Below are 18,767 nucleotides of genomic sequence, written 5' to 3'. Positions count from 1 at the left end.
TTTACTTTTACGCCGGTGTACCAGCATAAATATCAAAGCGATGCCCTTTGGTGACAACCGCGTTTGGCGTGGCAACATTCGCCAGCGGCGGCGCGTAGTCCGGGCGCTTTACCACCACGCGTTTGGTCGCCAGCAAGCGTGCAGGCTCCAGTAATCCATCGGCATCAAGGTCCGGCCCCACCAGCGACTGAAAGACACGCATCTCTTTTTTCACCAGCGCGCTTTTCTGCTTATGCGGGAACATCGGGTCGAGATAGACCACCTGCGGGCGCGGGGTAATATCAGTCAGCGCCGTCAGGCTGGAGGCGTGAATTAATTGCAAACGCTCCTGCAACCAGCCGCCGATCTCCGCATCCGCATAACCACGCGCCAGGCCATCGTCGAGCAATGCAGCAACCACTGGATTACGCTCCAGCATCCGCACGCGGCAGCCGACCGAAGCCAGCACAAAGGCATCGCGACCAAGTCCTGCGGTAGCATCGACGACATCCGGCAGATAATCGCCTTTAATGCCCACCGCTTTCGCCACCGCCTCACCGCGACCACCGCCAAATTTGCGGCGGTGTGCCATCGCCCCGCCAACAAAATCAACGTAAATGCCACCAAGCTTTGGCTCATCGCGCTTGCGCAGTTCCAGATGCTCCGGCGTTAACACCAGCGCCATCAGGTTGTCTTCATCATGTTCCAGCCCCCAGCGGGCCGCCAGAACAGATAAGGCGCCGTCTCCGGCGCCCGTTTCATCAATTAAGCAGATTTTCACTGAATGATCAGCCCTTAATGCCGTAATGCTCCAGCATCGCATCCAGTTGCGGTTCACGACCACGGAAGCGTTTGAACAGCTCCATCGGCTCTTCTGAACCGCCACGGCTCAGAATGTTGTCGAGGAACGACTGTCCAGTATCACGGTTGAAAATCCCCTCTTCCTCAAAGCGAGAGAAGGCATCTGCTGCCAGCACATCGGCCCACAGGTAGCTGTAGTAACCTGCTGCATAACCACCGGCGAAAATATGGCTGAAAGCGTGCGGGAAACGGCCCCATGACGGAGACGGTACCACGGCAACCAGTTTCTTGATTTCTGCCAGAGTTTCGAGGATTTTCGCTCCCTGATCCGGGCGGAACTCTGCATGGAGGCGGAAATCGAACAGGCCGAACTCCAGCTGACGCAGAATAAACAGCGCCGCCTGGTAGTTCTTCGCCGCCAGCATTTTATCCAGCAACTCTTTCGGCAGCGGTTCGCCAGTTTCATAGTGACCAGAGATAAACGCCAGCGCCTCAGGCTCCCAGCACCAGTTTTCCATAAACTGGCTCGGCAGTTCGACCGCATCCCACGGCACCCCGCTGATCCCGGAAACACCAGCGGTTTCGATGCGGGTCAGCATATGATGCAGGCCGTGACCGAACTCATGGAACAGAGTAATCACTTCGTCATGGGTAAACAGCGCCGGTTTACCATTTACCGGGCGGTTGAAGTTACAGGTCAAATACGCGACCGGTTTTTGCAGCGAACCGTCTGCTTTACGCATCTGGCCTACGCAGTCATCCATCCACGCCCCGCCGCGCTTGTTCTCACGGGCATACAGGTCGAGGTAGAAGCTACCGCGCAGTTCGTTGTTTTCGTCATACAGTTCGAAGAAACGTACATCCGGATGCCAGACATCAACATCTTTACGCTCTTTAGCGGTGATGCCGTAAATACGTTTAACCACTTCAAACAAGCCGTTAACCGCTTTGTTTTCCGGGAAGTACGGACGCAGCTGTTCGTCACTGATGCTGTAAAGATGCTGTTTTTGTTTTTCGCTGTAGTAAGCGATATCCCACGGCTGCAGCTCATCGACGCCAAATTCGGCTTTGGCGAAGGCGCGCAGTTGCGCCAGCTCTTTTTCGCCCTGCGGACGCGCGCGTTTTGCCAGATCGGTTAAGAAATCAAGCACCTGCTGCGGGTTTTCTGCCATTTTAGTGGCAAGGGATTTAAAGGCGTAGTTTTCAAAGCCCAGCAGTTGCGCCAGTTCGTGACGCAGCGCGAGGATCTCTTCCATCACCTTGCTGTTATCCCATTTACCGGCGTTTGGGCCTTGATCGGAGGCGCGAGTGCTATAAGCGCGATACATCTCTTCACGCAAGGCCTGGTTGTCGCAGTAGGTCATTACCGGCAAGTAGCTTGGGATATCCAGCGTCAGCAAATAACCTTCCAGCTCTTTCGCTTCGGCCTGGGCTTTTGCCGCAGCCAGAGCGCTTTCTGGCATCCCCGCCAGTTCCGCTTCGTCGGTGACGAGTTTGGTCCAGCCCATCGTCGCATCGAGGACGTTGTTGCTGTACTGGTTGCCCAGCTCGGAAAGACGGGTGGCAATTTCGCCGTAACGCTGCTGTTTCTCTTTCGGCAGACCGATACCAGAGAGTTCGAAGTCGCGCAGTGCGTTATCAACCGCTTTTTTCTGAGCCGTATTCAGCGTGGCGTAATGATCGCCATCGCGCAGGTCGCGATACGCTTTATACAGCCCTTCATGTTGCCCTACCCAGGTGCTGTATTCTGACAGCAGCGGCAGGGTTTGTTCGTACGCTTCACGCAGTTCCGGGCTATTTTTCACCGAGTTCAGGTGGCTGACCGGGGAGAAGATACGCCCCAGCACATCGTCTACTTCTGCCAACGGCTGGCAGAGATTTTCCCAGGTATACGGTGCCCCTTGCGCTACTACGCGCTCCACATTTTCGCGGCAGTCGTTCAGCGCCTTAGTCACGGCTGGAACCACATGTTCCGGGAGAATTTTAGAAAACGGAGGCAATTCAAAGGGGGTCAGTAACGGATTCGTCATTAGCGCAGTCCTGGTTAAAGAGGTTAAGGAAGCGCTCAACAGGCGCTTTACATAATGTGTGTAGCATGGGGTTAAGTGTAGTGAATTTCAATGAGAAACGTTACGCTTTCGCGGCGGCGGCCTCTTTTCGGTATACTGTCCTGATAGGCTTTTGTGCGCCCCGAATACGGGCCGATTTTTACTTACCGGAACACCTTTACCCATGCTCAGTTATCGCCACAGCTTTCACGCTGGCAACCACGCCGACGTCCTTAAACATACCGTTCAGAGCCTGATCATCGAGTCGCTGAAAGAGAAAGATAAACCGTTTCTCTATCTCGACACCCACGCAGGCGCCGGGCGTTATCAGTTAGGTAGCGAACATGCCGAGCGTACCGGCGAATATCTCGAAGGTATCGCCCGTATCTGGCAGCAGGAGGATTTACCTGCGGAGCTGGAGCCGTACATCAATGTGGTAAAACACTTCAACCGTAGCGGTCAGTTGCGTTACTACCCCGGTTCGCCGTTGATTGCTCGTCAGTTACTGCGTGAACAGGACAGCCTGCAACTGACCGAGCTGCACCCGAGCGATTACCCGTTGCTGCGTTCTGAATTTCAGAAAGACAGCCGTGCGCGCGTCGAAAAAGCCGACGGTTTCCAGCAGCTTAAGGCCAAACTGCCGCCGGTTTCCCGCCGTGGTTTAATCCTTATCGACCCGCCGTATGAAATGAAAACCGACTATCAGGCGGTGGTCAGCGGGATAGCAGAAGGTTACAAACGATTCGCCACGGGCACTTACGCATTGTGGTATCCAGTGGTGCTGCGCCAGCAAATTAAGCGCATGATCCACGACCTGGAAGCAACCGGCATTCGCAAAATTCTGCAAATTGAACTGGCGGTACTGCCAGACAGCGATCGCCGTGGCATGACCGCTTCCGGCATGATTGTGATTAACCCGCCGTGGAAGCTGGAACAGCAGATGAATAACGTGCTGCCGTGGCTGCACAGCAAACTGGTTCCGGCAGGCACCGGGCACGCCACCGTAAGCTGGATCGTGCCGGAGTAATTGCAGCCATTGCTGGCACCTATTACGTCTCGCGCTACAATCGCGGTAATCAACGATAAGGACACTCTGTCATGACTAAACACTATGATTACATCGCCATCGGCGGCGGCAGCGGCGGTATCGCCTCCATCAACCGCGCGGCTATGTACGGCCAGAAATGCGCACTGATTGAAGCCAAAGAGCTGGGCGGCACCTGCGTGAACGTCGGCTGCGTACCGAAGAAAGTGATGTGGCACGCGGCGCAAATCCGTGAAGCGATCCATATGTACGGCCCGGATTATGGTTTCGATACCACTATCAATAAATTCAACTGGGAAACGTTGATCGCCAGCCGTACCGCTTATATCGACCGTATTCATACTTCCTATGAAAACGTGCTCGGTAAAAATAACGTTGATGTAATCAAAGGCTTTGCCCGCTTCGTTGATGCCAAAACGCTGGAGGTAAACGGCGAAACCATCACGGCCGATCATATTCTGATCGCCACCGGCGGTCGTCCGAGCCACCCGGATATTCCAGGCGTGGAATATGGTATTGATTCCGATGGTTTCTTCGCCCTTCCTGCTTTGCCAGAGCGTGTAGCGGTTGTTGGCGCAGGTTACATCGCTGTTGAGCTGGCGGGCGTGATTAACGGCTTGGGCGCGAAAACGCATCTGTTTGTGCGTAAACATGCGCCGCTGCGCAGCTTCGACCCGATGATCTCTGAAACGCTGGTTGAAGTGATGAATGCCGAAGGTCCGCAGTTGCACACCAACGCCATCCCGAAAGCGGTAGTGAAAAATGCTGATGGTAGCCTGACGCTGGAGCTGGAAGATGGGCGCAGTGAAACGGTGGATTGCCTGATTTGGGCGATTGGTCGCGAGCCTGCCAATGACAATATCAACCTCGAAGCCGCTGGCGTTAAAACCAACGAAAAAGGCTATATCGTCGTCGATAAATATCAAAACACCAACATTGAAGGTATTTACGCGGTGGGCGATAACACGGGTGCAGTGGAACTGACACCGGTGGCAGTTGCAGCGGGTCGCCGTCTCTCTGAACGCCTGTTTAATAACAAGCCGGATGAGCATCTGGATTACAGCAACATTCCGACCGTGGTCTTCAGCCATCCGCCGATTGGTACTGTTGGTTTAACGGAGCCGCAGGCGCGCGAGCAGTACGGCGACGATCAGGTGAAAGTGTATAAATCCTCTTTCACCGCAATGTATACCGCCGTCACCACTCATCGCCAGCCGTGCCGCATGAAGCTGGTATGCGTTGGGCCAGAAGAAAAGATTGTCGGTATTCACGGCATTGGTTTTGGTATGGATGAAATGTTGCAGGGCTTCGCGGTGGCGCTGAAGATGGGCGCAACCAAAAAAGACTTCGACAACACGGTTGCCATTCACCCGACAGCGGCAGAAGAGTTCGTGACAATGCGTTAAATGTTAAAGGGCTAAGAGTAGTGTGCTCTTAGCCCTTAATTACGTTTCCGCTATCAGTTCAGAAGCTGAAGCAGAAAGCGGATCAGTTCCAGCAGCGCAATTAACGCTCCAAGAACGATGATTGCTTTGTCAATCACCCGTTTTCTCCATGCGATGGAGTGAGAATGCATCCGCTTACTCATCCATTGCCTGTCACGGCGCATGTCTCATTGTTAGATGACGACTATCTCACTCCGGCCAGAGCATCAGTGAACGGCACCACCCGTACTTCTGACCAGGACTTTGAAAGCGTTTATGCGCATTGCCAGAGTGAAAATGTCTCAGAGCTAACTGGATAATCATACAGTATATTCAGGTTATAAAACCAGCATGTCCTTGCAATAGTTTCAGTATGGTATTAGCATTGATGCGTTAGATGATGGCTATCTCACTCCAGCCAGAGCCACCAACTCAGGCTGAAGAGTAAAAAACCGACGCGAAGTCGGTTTTTTTACGTCCTGATTCAGACCTCCTTTCAAATGAATAGCCAACTCAAAATTCACACCTATTACCTTCCTCTGCACTTACACATTCGTTAAGTCATATATGTTTTTGACTTATCCGCTTCGGAGAGAGACACTACCTGCAACAATCAGGAGCGCAATATGTCATTTCTGTTACCCATCCAATTGTTCAAAATTCTTGCTGATGAAACCCGTCTGGGCATCGTTTTACTGCTCAGCGAACTGGGAGAGTTATGCGTCTGCGATCTCTGCACTGCTCTCGACCAGTCGCAGCCCAAGATATCCCGCCACCTGGCATTGCTGCGTGAAAGCGGGCTATTGCTGGATCGCAAGCAAGGTAAGTGGGTTCATTACCGCTTATCGCCGCATATTCCAGCATGGGCGGCGAAAATTATTGAGCAGGCCTGGCGGTGTGAACAGGAAAAGATTCAGGCGATTGTCCGCAACCTGGCTCGGCAAAACTGTTCCGCAGACAGTAAGAACATTTTCGGTTAAAAAATTTAGCTAAACACATATGGATTTGCACATGTGTTTTATCCGGGAGGCATTATGTTACTGGCAGGCGCTATCTTTGTCCTGACCATCGTATTGGTTATCTGGCAGCCGAAAGGTTTAGGCATCGGCTGGAGTGCAACACTCGGCGCAGTACTGGCGTTAGTTACGGGCGTGGTCCATCCGGGCGATATTCCGGTGGTGTGGAATATCGTCTGGAACGCGACGGCTGCGTTTATTGCCGTCATTATCATCAGCCTGCTGCTGGATGAGTCCGGCTTTTTTGAATGGGCGGCGCTGCACGTTTCACGCTGGGGCAATGGACGCGGTCGCTTGCTGTTTACCTGGATTGTCCTGCTCGGTGCCGCCGTTGCGGCCCTGTTTGCCAATGATGGCGCGGCGCTTATTTTGACACCGATTGTCATCGCCATGCTGCTGGCTTTAGGGTTCAGTAAAGGCACTACGCTGGCGTTCGTGATGGCTGCCGGATTCATTGCCGATACCGCCAGCCTGCCGCTTATTGTCTCCAACCTGGTGAATATCGTTTCCGCAGATTTCTTTGGTCTTGGCTTTCGCGAATACGCATCGGTGATGGTGCCGGTGGATATCGCCGCAATTGTTGCCACGCTGGTGATGCTACATCTCTATTTTCGCAAAGATATTCCGCAGAACTACGATATGGCGCTGCTGAAATCTCCCGCAGAAGCGATCAAAGATCCTGCTACGTTCAAAACTGGCTGGGTTGTTTTACTGCTTCTGCTGGTGGGATTTTTCGTCCTGGAACCGCTCGGCATTCCGGTGAGCGCCATTGCAGCTGTGGGCGCGCTGATTTTGTTTGTCGTCGCTAAACGCGGTCACGCGATTAATACGGGCAAGGTGCTGCGCGGTGCACCCTGGCAGATTGTCATCTTCTCGCTCGGCATGTATCTGGTGGTTTATGGCCTGCGCAATGCCGGGTTAACAGAATATCTTTCTGGCGTACTCAACGTGCTGGCGGATAACGGCCTGTGGGCCGCGACGCTCGGCACCGGATTCCTCACCGCCTTGCTCTCTTCTATTATGAACAATATGCCGACGGTACTGGTTGGCGCGTTGTCCATTGAGGGCAGCACGGCATCTGGCGTTATCAAAGAAGCGATGGTTTATGCCAACGTGATTGGCTGCGATTTGGGGCCGAAAATTACCCCGATTGGTAGCCTGGCAACGCTGCTCTGGCTGCACGTACTTTCGCAGAAGAATATGACAATCAGCTGGGGATATTACTTCCGTACAGGGATTATCATGACCCTGCCTGTACTGTTTGTGACGTTGACCGCGCTGGCGCTACGCCTCTCTTTCACATCGTAATGAGATACTGATATGAGCAACATTACTATTTATCACAACCCGGCCTGCGGCACGTCGCGTAATACGCTTGAGATGCTCCGCAACAGCGGTACCGAACCGACCATTATCTATTATCTGGAAACTCCGCCGACGCGTAATGAACTGGTCAAACTCATTGCCGATATGGGGATTTCCGTACGCGCGCTGCTGCGTAAAAACGTTGAACCGTATGAGGAATTGGGCCTTGCAGAAGATAAATTTACTGACGATCGGTTAATTGATTTTATGCTGCAATATCCCATCCTGATTAACCGCCCGATTGTAGTGACGCCGCTGGGAACTCGCCTGTGTCGCCCTTCAGAAGTCGTGCTGGAAATTCTGCCAGATGCGCAACAAGGCGCGTTCACCAAGGAAGATGGCGAGAAAGTGATTGATGATGCGGGTAAGCGATTAAAATAAACAAAGGGGGCGGCTGCGCCCTCTCATTATTGACAAAAAATACATAATTTCGATCGTGCAATTTCAGTAAATTATTGATATCCACGCAGGACGGATAAACAATGTTTTTTAATGAACAGATAAAATGAGTCATATAATAAGCGTTTTAAAATTGAAGATCCCCAAAGTTAAAATTACGAATGGCTTGCATATCTAACATTTATAAACCATTATCATCACATCAATAACAATTTTTACGCCATGTGCCATTAGAAATAAGAGTCTCCTTATAATATCTCATATTATAAGGAGATGCATAATAACATCACACATCAATGCTTTCCGGAACTCATCTGCAAGGATATAAATATCAGACAGGTTTACGTTACTATCAGGCATATCACCTGAAAATCAGATGAAAACTATAAAGAAATATCTATTATGGTTTTAACATTTGTTGATAAGGATAGTAACATGAACAAGACAAAAGGTGCACTCATCTTCAGCCTTTCATTTTTTCTTGCCGCATGTAGTTCGATTCCGCAAAATATCAAAGGCAATAACCAACCTGATATTCAAAAAAGTTTTGTTGCTGTTCATAACCAACCGAATTTGTATGTTGGCCAACAGGCACGCTTCGGCGGGAAGGTTATCAACGTTATCAACGGTAAAACAGATACGTTGCTAGAAATCGCCGTATTGCCGTTGGATAGCTATGCGAAACCTGACATTGAGGCCAACTATCAAGGGCGACTGCTCGCCAGACAAAGCGGCTTCCTTGACCCAGTGAACTACCGTAACCACTTTGTCACCGTTCTCGGCACTATTCAGGGCGAACAACCTGGATTTATCAATAAAGTCCCATATAACTTCGTTGACGTAAATGTGCAGGGGATTCAGGTATGGCATTTGAGAGAAGTGGTCAATACCACCTACAACTTGTGGGATTACGGCTACGGCGCATTCTGGCCTGAACCCGGCTGGGGCACACCGTACTACACCAATGCAGTTAGCCAGGTAACGCCAGAACTGGTGAAATAATTTGGTTTAAAGATGCAGATATTTTTCAAATACCTGCATCTTCAATAAAATCATTTCTATATAACTATAATTACAAGCCCTGACCTTTTTATTACCTTTGGCGACCTGATTATAAAGTTAATGTTCGCAACGGGAGTCGGTTATGTTTCTTATAATTACCAAAGACACCATGTTTTTCACCGCGATGAAAAATATTATAAGTAAAGGTAATGTCGTTCATATACAGAACGAAAAAGAGATTGACTTAACGTTGCATCAGAATGCCTTAGTAATTATTGATACATTAATGAATAATGTATTCCACTCATCAATGCTCAACAAAATTGAACGCCTGCGGCCTGTTCATGTCATTGTTTTCTCGCCGTTTAATATTAAACGCTGTCTGGGGAAAGTTCCGGTAACCTTTGTCCAGAGAAATATTACGATTATTGACTTCGTCGCGCTGCTCAATGGCAGTTATTGCTCTGTACCAGAAGCGGACGTGTCACTCTCGCGCAAACAGCATCAGGTTCTGAGCTGCATTGCGAATCAAATGACGACAGAAGATATTCTGGGGAAACTCAAAATATCGCTGAAAACATTCTACTGCCATAAACACAATATTATGATGATCCTCAATCTTAAACGGATCAACGAACTGGTACGTCATCAACATATTGATTATCTGGTCTGAAATCTCCAGCTGATATTTATAAAGAGGTCCGGCGACAGCCAGACCTCCGGACAATGACTCGTTATGCAGCAACGCCTTCCTGCGTCAGCGCCGCAATCTGTTTACGCCATTGCGCCTGCTCCTGTTCCCCTTCAGTACGCTGACCATAAAGTTGCGCAATCTGTGTACCATCATGAGCAAACAGTTCCAGGCTGGTTACGTAGCCATCGCTGGTCGGTTTACGGGTAACCCAGGCTTCAGCAATGCTCTCTTCTAATAGATGAAGAGTAAACGTCGGGTTGAAAATATTCAGCCAACCTTTCATTGGCACCACTTTTTCTACCACACCCGTGAAAATCTGTACGCAGCCACGGTTGCCAACAAACACCATGATTTCATTGCCATCCTGCTGTGCAGATTCCAGAATCTGCGCCAGCGCACTACCAGATACTTTGCAGGCCAAATCGTCTGCCACCAGATTGAACGCCTGCTGACGAGTCAGGTTGTGGCGCTTGAGCAACGTAAAAAACTGATGGACATCCGTCATCGCACGCCACTCTTGTTCTACAACACTGGCATCGACGTCGGTTTGTGCGGCAGGCGCATCAATCGTTGTTAACTCAAGCGGCGTATTTTCCTCGACGATAAAGCGTGCCAGAAGCTCATTCCATGCCGCTATATCGGTATTGTCGGTAGCATAAACTTTCAGTAATGCATCGCCCTGATGATCAAAAAACTGAATACTCTGACGTTCACCGCGAGCCGTGTTTTCTTTTATATGGAAAACACTGGCCCACTGATTAAGAAATAGTCGCAAATCCAGCGCGCGCGGGTTGAGTATTAATCCGGCATGACCGTTCAAATGCTGGTTTGTGAACGAGCCAACTTGCTCATGGACTGCATATTCATTACGACAAATACATTTGGTTTCACCAACGCTTTCCAGCGCCGCCAGAATTTCACGAATATCGCCGCGCATCCGCCACGCGTCGTGCGTGACGCGCGCAAATGCCAGTTCTGCTTCGCTGATATTCATTAAACCTGCGATGTCACGCGCGTACTTTCCGGGATTTTGTTCTTTTAACTCAAGCCAGCGTGTGTAGTGGTTCATTGTCTCTCTTCCTTCCAGATAAATGCCCCGAAATATCGGGGCTGATGATTACCATTGATAACTCACGAAAATTTTGCCGTTACGTCCATCCTGTGGGATGCCCTGCGGCGACCAGTACTCTTTATCGAAGGCGTTGCCCAATACCAGAGTCGTGGTCATGCCTTTGAGCGCCTGCTGCCCTTGATAACTGACGTAGAAATCATTCACGCCGTAGCCAGGTTGTTTGCTGTAACTGCTGCTGATATGTGTTGAGCGATCGGCAAACGTACCGACCCACCCAACAGAGAAGCCACTGTGAGCGATCGGAATATTCAGGGTGCTGGTAACGGTATCCGGGTTAATGCTGGAGATATATTCCCCGGTATCGGTGTCTTTGCCGCGGGTACGGTTATAGGCCACATCAAGACTAAACAGGTCAGTGGTATATTTCGTCATCACATCCCAGCCCCAGATTTTGGCGTTCGGGACGTTATAAGACATGGTTGTCGCCGCCGCGAAATCGACGGTTGTGGAGATGTAATCCTTCGCTTTGGTATCAAAGTAGCTGGCTTTAAATTCCAGGGCATCATTGGACAACATCAGGTCATCAAAACGCAGCCCAAAGCCGTATTCCTGAGTTTCGTTGGTTTCCGGACGTAAGTTCGGGTTTGGCACCCAATAGTTGGTATAGAAGCGACCAATCGAGAAGTGCTTAGAATCGTTATACATTTCGCCCATCGTCGGCGCGCGGAATGCCTGGGCATATGAACCAAATAACATCAGCCAGTTGGTCGGATTGATAGTCATCCCTGCACGAGACGACCATTTGTCGGCATCCACATCTTTGTAACCGTCGCTGCTACCGCGATAGCTGTCATAACGGGTTCCGCCAAGCAGGGTAATCGGCAGATCGCGCAAGGTGATTTCATCCTGTAGCCAGCCGGAACTGAAATCAATTTTTGCTTGCGGGAAGCCCGTCGTCGCGCCGCCCGGATGCTGTTCCTGACGATAATACTCACCGCCATACGTCAGCAGGTGAGAGGCAAAACTCTCGGCAAACAGAGTGGAACGGTTCTCCAGTTTGGCACCTTTCGTTGTCTGCTCGCGATACTCACCGGAACTTCCCGTGTTTTGCGCATTAATACGAACTTCCGACCAGTAAACTTTTGCATCAGCATTTAACCAGTCGTTGCCCACTGGAGAGAGCTTATAAGAAAGCTGTGCATCACGTTGAATCGTTGAACGATCAACCATCGGATTACTGCTGTCAGACGCTTCAACGGTCTGCGGATTTTTTGGTTCGCGCGCGTCGTTATTGTAGTAACGCACTAATCCGCTCAGAGCCTGGGCAGAATCAATTTGCCAGGTTCCTTTCGCCAGCATGTTATTAATAGCCTCATCATTCGGCGCGGTTTCGCCATTGCTCTGGCGTAAATCACCACGATCGCGACTGGACCAGGCCACAATACCATCCAGGTTTTCCGTTCGCCCAAACGCGCTCGCGCCTAATCCCAGGCTATGGTCCCCCGTGCCACCGGTGCCAAAAACGCGAAAACCGCTGCTTTGTCCTTCCTGCAATAAATCTTTTGCATCGACCGTATCGTAGGAGATAACGCCACCCAGCGCGCCACTGCCATACAATAATGCCGAAGGTCCACGGACAATCTCGACACGTTTGATCAGCGCCGGATCGAGGAAAGTCCCATTCAGGTGTCCGGTATCCGTTCCCTGACGAACGCCATCGACAAGAACCAGCACGCCGCGATGGTCATAACCACGCATATTTACATCCTGACCGTTGGTTCGTCCGGTACCATCAAGGGTAATTCCAGGAACATGACGCAGCAGATCGGTGGCTGAAGTCGCCGTTTGGTTTTCAGGAGCGGAAGTGTCGAGGACGCTGACCATCATTGGTGCTTCGAAGGAACTACGGGCATTCCCCGTTGCCGTAACGGTCATGGTTTCAGTAGCAAAAGCAAACGTTGGCAAGGTGGCAGAAACAGCCAAAGCCAACAAACTCAAGCGCAACGAGGTAAATTGCGGACGTGACATAGCGATTCTCCATGAGGAAAATAAAAAATGCTGGCTACCTGGATTAATACCGGGATGGCTGGCGAAAAATAAATTTATTTACAATTCAAAGCGATAATATTCGCCGGGTGAGTTAACAGGCGTTTATATCCGGTGAAATTGCCTGGTATCCCGGACAATTCGCCCTCTTTGTCAGGCAAAGCGATATGCCGCATCTGGAGTGAAGAGCGCTGTGCGCTATCCCTTGCAAAAGCTATGATTTTGTTATCCATATGGTCATATTTTGTTAAAGCCAGACGTGATAATGAGAATTATTATCGATCAATTTTTTATGATCAAGCTTTTTTTTAACCGCCATTAACACAATAAACAGGGGGTTATGAAAGCTATCCTGTATCCAGAAAACCATTTTTTTCTTGTGGCAGTCCCCCACGACCTCATAACGAAACGTTGTCGTTAACCGCGATAATTTTCTTTTCTCTTTGCTCTGCAAGCCGCGATATCTCGGAGATCTCAGCTTTTTCCCGCCCTGAAATTTTGTCGGTAACAAGAACGTTAGCTGACGAAGCATCTTGATAAAAATCAAAAATAAATACGCTTGTAACGCCTTGCGTATTGAATCGACGGTTGTGTTTCATATATAACTCAAATGATAATCATGATCATTCTCAATTCGATAAGAGTTCTCATATGATGCCAAGGATCACCAACAGGCCGTATCTTTTTTCCCCACTAACGTTATGTATTTCAGCCGTGGCCTCTGTCGCGAAGACTGCGGTAAAACGAAAAAAATTGTTTACGGCAGTACTGGCTCTTAGCTGGGCTTTTAGCGCAACGGCTGCCGAACGCATTGTGGTCGCAGGAGGATCACTGACGGAGCTAATCTACGCGATGGGCGCTGGCGAGCGCGTGGTGGGTGTCGATGAAACGACATCTTATCCACCAGAAACCGCCAAACTGCCGCATATTGGTTACTGGAAACAACTCAGCAGCGAAGGCATTTTGTCACTTCGCCCGGATAGCGTAATTACCTGGCAGGATGCAGGACCGCAAATTGTGCTCGACCAACTGCGAGCGCAAAAGGTCAACGTCGTCACTCTGCCGCGTGTACCAGCCACCCTTGAGCAGATGTACGCCAACATTCGCCAACTGGCAAAAACGCTACAGGTTCCTGAACAAGGCGAGGCGCTGGTGACACAAATCAGCCAACGCCTGGAGCGAGTACAGCAAAGCGTGACGGCAAAAAAAGCCCCGGTTAAAGCGATGTTTATTCTCTCTGCTGGCGGCAGCGCACCACAGGTCGCCGGTAAAGGCAGCGTCGCAGACGCCATTCTGTCGCTTGCCGGAGCAGAAAACGTCGCTACCCACCAGCAGTACAAAAGCTACAGCGCGGAATCGCTGATTGCGGCTAATCCTGAAGTGATTGTCGTAACCTCACAAATGGTCGATGGCGATATTAATCGGCTACGTTCTATTGCCGGAATTACCCACACCGCCGCCTGGAAGAACCAGCGCATTATCACCGTTGATCAAAACCTGATTCTGGGAATGGGCCCGCGTATTGCTGATGTCGTTGAGTCTTTACACCAGCAACTTTGGCCGCAATAAACGGATTTAAATCAGACGTATGAACATGAAAAACACCCTGGATCTCACGCCTCATTTTGCTTTAGATGGTGACCAGCCATTTAAAGACAGGCGTGCCATGATGCCGTTTCGTGGAGCCATTCCGGTCGCCAAAGAACAACTGGCACAGACCTGGCAAGAGATGATCAGTCAAACAACCTCACCTCGTAAGCGGCTGGTTTATCTTCATATTCCTTTTTGCGCGACACACTGCACGTTTTGTGGTTTTTATCAGAATCGTTTTAATGAAGATGCGTGTGCTCATTATACCGATGCCCTGATTCGAGAAATCGAACAGGAGGCAGACAGCGTATTGCATCAGTCCGCGCCCATCCATGCGGTCTATTTCGGTGGCGGTACGCCTTCCGCACTCTCCGCGCGTGATTTGGCAAGAATCATCACCACACTACGAGAGAAATTACCACTGGCACCCGATTGTGAAATCACCATTGAAGGCCGGGTACTGAATTTTGACGCTGAGCGAATCGACGCTTGCCTTGATGCGGGAGCAAACCGCTTCTCAATTGGTATTCAGTCGTTTAACAGCAAAATCCGCAAGAAAATGGCCCGCACCTCGGATGGCCCAACCGCCATTGCGTTTATGGAAAGCCTGGTCAAACGCGACCGTGCTGCGGTGGTCTGTGACCTGCTGTTTGGCCTGCCAGGTCAGGATGCGCAAACCTGGGGAGAAGATCTGGCTATTGCCCGCGATATCGGTCTTGACGGCGTCGACCTCTATGCGCTCAACGTCCTGCCCAACACGCCACTGGGCAAAGCCGTGGAAAACGGGCGCACTACCGTGCCCTCTCCAGCGGAGCGTCGCGATCTTTACCTGCAAGGGTGTGATTTTATGGACGATGCCGGTTGGCGCTGCATCAGTAACAGCCACTGGGGCCGTACCACACGCGAACGCAATCTCTATAACCTGCTGATAAAACAAGGTGCCGATTGTCTGGCCTTTGGTTCCGGCGCAGGTGGTTCGATTAATGGTTACTCCTGGATGAACGAGCGCAATCTGCAGACCTGGCATGAATCCGTCGCGGCAGGCAAAAAACCGCTGATGATGATCATGCGTAACGCCGAACGTAATGCGCAATGGCGTCATACCTTGCAATCGGGCATTGAAACGGCGCGTGTACCGCTGGACGAACTTACGCCACATGCTGAAAAACTCGCACCATTACTGGCCCAGTGGCACCAAAAAGGCTTAAGCCGTGATGCTTCAACGTGCCTGCGATTGACCAATGAAGGGCGTTTCTGGGCAAGCAACATTTTGCAGTCTCTTAATGAACTGATTCAGGTACTTAATGCGCCAGCAATTGCGCTTGAAAAACCATAACAGGAGTGATTTATGAGCCATGTCTCGTTACAGGAATTTTTGAAAACGGAGCCAGACGGTACGCTGGAGGCGATCGCCGAACAATACAACACCACGCTGCTGGAGGTAGTGAAAAATCTGCCCTCTCCGACTGTTGTGTCAGGCGATAAATTCGATACTGTCTGGGATACCGTCTGCGAATGGGGCAACGTCACCACGCTGGTGCATACTGCCGATGTGATCCTCGAATTTAGCGGCGAACTGCCTTCGGGTTTCCACCGCCACGGCTATTTCAATCTGCGTGGAAAGCACGGCATGTCCGGGCATATCAAAGCAGAAAACTGCACGCATATTGCCTTAATCGAACGTAAATTTATGGGCATGGACACCGCATCCATTCTCTTTTTCAACAAAGAAGGCAGCGCCATGCTGAAAATCTTCCTCGGCAGGGATGACCATCGTCAGCTCCTGAGCGAACAAGTCAGCGCCTTCCATGCTCTGGCAGCATCGTTGAAGGAACACGCCTGATGACACCGTGGCTACTCTTTGGTGCGGGCGGAAAAGGTGTGGGCGCCAGAACGCTTGAACTGGCGCTGACAGAACAACGTCCGGTCGTCGCTGTCGTTCGCCGTGCAGACGCTGCGGCTCAACTGGCGCAACAAGGTGTGCAGGTTTTTACTGGCGACGCTTGTGACGCCAGCGTAGTCGCAGCCGCCTGCCGCGCGGCTGGTCCGCAAGCACTTATCATCTCAACAATGGGCGGCGCACAGGATTATCTGGCCCACAGAACGGTGATTGATGAGGCCGAAAAGGCAGGCATCCGTCGCATGATTCTGGTGACTTCTTTGGGATGCGGCGATAGTTGGCCGTTCTTATCGGATCGGGCAAAAGCCGCGTTTGGTCAGGCGGTGCGCGAAAAGACACTGGCGGAAAGCTGGCTGCAAACCAGCCAGCTAGACTACGCCATTCTCCGCCCTGGCGGTCTGCTTGACGGCGCAGCAACAGGCAAAGCACAACGGGTACAAAATCAGGAGTGTCATGGTTTTGTCCGCCGTGCCGATGTCGCCGCACACATTCATGAACTGGCAAACGCGCCAGCACTCAACAAGCAGATCTACAGTCTGATTGAACCTGACCTGAAACCGGCGTAATCCCATGCGGCGCAGACTCTCCGCGCCGCAACGTCATAACGGAGTTTTGCGTGCTCAAGGATTCATTTTCATCCGCCAGTGTCTTTATGGTGCTATCACTATTATTGCTTGCCCTGGTGCTGTTCGGCGCCAGTCAGGGCGCGTTAAAAATCAGCTTTAGCGCCCTTCTTGATGAGGAATACCGCGATATCTGGCTAAATATTCGCCTGCCACGCGTTTTACTGGCCGTGCTGGTAGGTGCCGCGTTGGCAACCGCCGGGGTGATTATGCAGGGGCTTTTCCGCAACCCCATGGCTGACCCTGGATTGCTCGGCGTCAGCAGCGGTTCGGCATTAATGGTTGGCGTTGCTATTGTGCTACCCTTCTCCTTCCCCGTGGTGCTGGTGCTTTATGAACAAATGGTGTTTGCCATCGCCGGAAGTATAGTGGTCTGCACCATCATTTTTCTCATCACACAGCGCCATCGCGATGGCAGCATGATGCAATTGTTACTCGCCGGTATCGCCATCAATGCCCTGTGCGGCGCAGCGATCGGCATACTGAGCTATATCGGCGATGAGCAACAGCTACGACAACTCACGTTGTGGATGATGGGCAATCTCGGTCAGGCGCAATGGCCAACGTTATTGGTTGCCAGTTCCTTCATTCTGCCAGCCATTATGGCAACAACGTGTCTCGCCGGAACGCTGAATTTGCTGCAACTTGGTGATGAAGAAGCCCATTACCTCGGCGTGAACGTAAAGCGTAAACGCCAACAATTACTGTTGATTAGCTCACTGCTCGTTGGCGCTGCCGTATCGGTAAGCGGCATTATCGGCTTTATTGGCCTGGTGATCCCGCATCTGATTCGCATGACAACCGGAGCAAATCATCGCTGGCTAATTCCTTGCTCTGCCCTTGCCGGAGCCTGCTTATTACTGATGGCAGACACGCTTGCCCGCACACTGGTACAGCCAGCAGAAATGCCTGTAGGATTACTAACCAGCCTGCTTGGCGGTCCGTATTTCATGTGGTTGATTCTGCGCAACCGGAGGATCGCATGATTAGCGCCCAGAACCTGGTTTATAGCCTTCATGGGCGACGCCTGACTGACAATGTCTCGCTGACTTTTCCCGGCGGGGAAATTGTTGCCATTCTCGGCCCTAATGGTGCGGGAAAATCTACGTTGCTTCGCCAGCTCACCGGCTATCTTCAACCTGATAGCGGTGAATGCCGCTTATTTAATAAGCCATTAAATGAATGGTCAATTACCGAACTGGCGAAACACCGGGCCGTGATGCGTCAGAATAGCCATATGGCGTTTCCATTCAGCGTACAAGAAGTGATCCAGATGGGGCGCCATCCGCATCGTACCGGTAATCAGGGGGATGAAACGGCACAGATAATGGCGCTATGCGACTGTCAGGCGTTAGCAAACCGCGACTATCGGCAATTATCCGGCGGTGAACAACAGCGTGTGCAATTAGCGCGCCTGCTGGTACAACTTTGGGAAGCAATACCCTCGCCGAAATGGTTATTTCTTGATGAACCAACGTCGGCGCTGGATATTCACCATCAGCAGCATCTGTTTCGTTTATTACGTCAGTTAGTTCGCGAACGGCAATTCAACGTCTGCTGTGTTTTGCACGATCTTAATCTTGCCGCCCGTTATGCCGACCGTGTTGTATTGATGCAAAAAGGAAAGGTTATCGCCAATGGTAAACCGCAGGACGTGTTGACACAGCAGGCGCTGACTATGCTCTACGGCGCGGATATTACTGTATTAAACGCCCCTGCCAATCATTCTCCGCTGATTGTCCTCGATAGTTAAATACGACGGG

20 protein-coding genes are annotated in these 18,767 nt (G+C 51.0%); 14 read left to right on the top strand and 6 right to left on the bottom strand.

Features of this window, described 5'->3' with window-relative positions:
• Nucleotides 1–7 precede the first annotated feature (7 nt).
• Both rsmJ and prlC read right to left on the bottom strand, forming a co-directional pair.
• Nucleotides 8–760, bottom strand: coding sequence for a 16S rRNA (guanine(1516)-N(2))-methyltransferase RsmJ (gene rsmJ, locus AACU94_RS22105; protein WP_130221308.1), 753 nt, complete (start codon nt 758–760; stop codon nt 8–10).
• Between the two features lie 7 nt (nt 761–767).
• Nucleotides 768–2,810: an oligopeptidase A gene (prlC, locus tag AACU94_RS22100; protein ID WP_135488622.1), complete on the bottom strand. Its 2,043-nt coding sequence runs from the start codon at nt 2,808–2,810 to the stop codon at nt 768–770.
• Nucleotides 2,811–3,012: 202 nt separating this feature from the next.
• Between prlC and rlmJ the strand changes: the two genes are divergently transcribed.
• Both rlmJ and gorA read left to right on the top strand, forming a co-directional pair.
• Nucleotides 3,013–3,855, top strand: a complete 843-nt coding sequence (rlmJ, locus tag AACU94_RS22095) for a 23S rRNA (adenine(2030)-N(6))-methyltransferase (protein WP_130209162.1) — start codon at nt 3,013–3,015, stop codon at nt 3,853–3,855.
• 71 nt (nt 3,856–3,926) lie between these two features.
• Nucleotides 3,927–5,279, top strand: coding sequence for a glutathione-disulfide reductase (gorA, locus tag AACU94_RS22090; RefSeq protein ID WP_000160805.1), 1,353 nt, complete (start codon nt 3,927–3,929; stop codon nt 5,277–5,279).
• 53 nt (nt 5,280–5,332) lie between these two features.
• Here the strand turns inward: gorA and dinQ are convergent, their stop codons facing one another.
• Nucleotides 5,333–5,416 (bottom strand): damage-inducible type I toxin DinQ, encoded by an 84-nt coding sequence (gene dinQ / locus AACU94_RS22085; protein ID WP_001295215.1) that lies wholly within the window; start codon nt 5,414–5,416, stop codon nt 5,333–5,335.
• Between the two features lie 27 nt (nt 5,417–5,443).
• Here dinQ and AACU94_RS22080 point away from each other — a divergent pair, with 27 nt between their 5' ends.
• The 6 genes from AACU94_RS22080 to AACU94_RS22055 all read left to right on the top strand — a co-directional run bounded on the left by AACU94_RS22080 (nt 5,444) and on the right by AACU94_RS22055 (nt 9,752).
• Entirely contained in the window at nt 5,444–5,617 is a 174-nt protein-coding gene (locus tag AACU94_RS22080) for a hypothetical protein (RefSeq protein ID WP_001297979.1), read from the top strand.
• Between the two features lie 306 nt (nt 5,618–5,923).
• Nucleotides 5,924–6,277, top strand: coding sequence for an As(III)-sensing metalloregulatory transcriptional repressor ArsR (gene arsR, locus AACU94_RS22075; protein WP_135488621.1), 354 nt, complete (start codon nt 5,924–5,926; stop codon nt 6,275–6,277).
• Between the two features lie 54 nt (nt 6,278–6,331).
• Nucleotides 6,332–7,621, top strand: a complete 1,290-nt coding sequence (arsB, locus tag AACU94_RS22070) for an arsenite/antimonite:H(+) antiporter ArsB (protein ID WP_135488620.1) — start codon at nt 6,332–6,334, stop codon at nt 7,619–7,621.
• Nucleotides 7,622–7,633: 12 nt separating this feature from the next.
• Nucleotides 7,634–8,059, top strand: a complete 426-nt coding sequence (gene arsC / locus AACU94_RS22065) for a glutaredoxin-dependent arsenate reductase (protein ID WP_130258753.1) — start codon at nt 7,634–7,636, stop codon at nt 8,057–8,059.
• A gap of 453 nt (nt 8,060–8,512) precedes the next feature.
• Nucleotides 8,513–9,079, top strand: coding sequence for an outer membrane lipoprotein Slp (slp, locus tag AACU94_RS22060; protein WP_130217824.1), 567 nt, complete (start codon nt 8,513–8,515; stop codon nt 9,077–9,079).
• 142 nt (nt 9,080–9,221) lie between these two features.
• The gene (locus tag AACU94_RS22055) at nt 9,222–9,752 is read left to right on the top strand and encodes a helix-turn-helix domain-containing protein (RefSeq protein WP_130217826.1); all 531 of its coding nucleotides are present in this window, start codon (nt 9,222–9,224) and stop codon (nt 9,750–9,752) included.
• A gap of 61 nt (nt 9,753–9,813) precedes the next feature.
• Here the strand turns inward: AACU94_RS22055 and chuS are convergent, their stop codons facing one another.
• The 3 genes from chuS to AACU94_RS22040 all read right to left on the bottom strand — a co-directional run bounded on the left by chuS (nt 9,814) and on the right by AACU94_RS22040 (nt 13,490).
• Entirely contained in the window at nt 9,814–10,842 is a 1,029-nt protein-coding gene (chuS, locus tag AACU94_RS22050; protein WP_135488619.1) for a hematinate-forming heme oxygenase ChuS, read from the bottom strand.
• 48 nt (nt 10,843–10,890) lie between these two features.
• Complete coding sequence (gene chuA, locus AACU94_RS22045; protein ID WP_130221299.1) at nt 10,891–12,873, bottom strand: TonB-dependent heme/hemoglobin receptor ChuA/ShuA; 1,983 nt, start codon at nt 12,871–12,873, stop codon at nt 10,891–10,893.
• A gap of 416 nt (nt 12,874–13,289) precedes the next feature.
• Nucleotides 13,290–13,490, bottom strand: a complete 201-nt coding sequence (locus AACU94_RS22040; RefSeq protein ID WP_165383523.1) for a hypothetical protein — start codon at nt 13,488–13,490, stop codon at nt 13,290–13,292.
• 55 nt (nt 13,491–13,545) lie between these two features.
• Between AACU94_RS22040 and shuT the strand changes: the two genes are divergently transcribed.
• From shuT to AACU94_RS22010, 6 genes are read left to right on the top strand one after another with little or no spacing between them, the layout of a single operon-like run.
• Complete coding sequence (shuT, locus tag AACU94_RS22035) at nt 13,546–14,460, top strand: heme ABC transporter substrate-binding protein ShuT (RefSeq protein ID WP_135488691.1); 915 nt, start codon at nt 13,546–13,548, stop codon at nt 14,458–14,460.
• 19 nt (nt 14,461–14,479) lie between these two features.
• The gene (gene hutW, locus AACU94_RS22030; protein ID WP_131161889.1) at nt 14,480–15,817 is read left to right on the top strand and encodes a heme anaerobic degradation radical SAM methyltransferase ChuW/HutW; all 1,338 of its coding nucleotides are present in this window, start codon (nt 14,480–14,482) and stop codon (nt 15,815–15,817) included.
• A 12-nt stretch (nt 15,818–15,829) separates the two neighbouring features.
• Entirely contained in the window at nt 15,830–16,324 is a 495-nt protein-coding gene (gene hutX / locus AACU94_RS22025; protein ID WP_000020032.1) for a heme utilization cystosolic carrier protein HutX, read from the top strand.
• Complete coding sequence (gene chuY, locus AACU94_RS22020) at nt 16,324–16,947, top strand: anaerobilin reductase (protein WP_135488618.1); 624 nt, start codon at nt 16,324–16,326, stop codon at nt 16,945–16,947. Before hutX ends, chuY begins: the two co-directional genes overlap by 1 nt.
• A gap of 50 nt (nt 16,948–16,997) precedes the next feature.
• The gene (gene shuU, locus AACU94_RS22015) at nt 16,998–17,990 is read left to right on the top strand and encodes a heme ABC transporter permease ShuU/ChuU (RefSeq protein WP_240726403.1); all 993 of its coding nucleotides are present in this window, start codon (nt 16,998–17,000) and stop codon (nt 17,988–17,990) included.
• Entirely contained in the window at nt 17,987–18,757 is a 771-nt protein-coding gene (locus AACU94_RS22010) for a heme ABC transporter ATP-binding protein (protein ID WP_135488617.1), read from the top strand. Before shuU ends, AACU94_RS22010 begins: the two co-directional genes overlap by 4 nt.
• The last annotated feature ends 10 nt before the right edge of the window (nt 18,758–18,767 follow it).

It is taken from the genome of Escherichia sp. E4702 (assembly GCF_963883545.1).
Lineage (GTDB): Bacteria > Pseudomonadota > Gammaproteobacteria > Enterobacterales > Enterobacteriaceae > Escherichia.
Note: the sequence above shows the minus strand (reverse complement) of the source record. Positions and strands in the feature narration are given on the sequence as shown.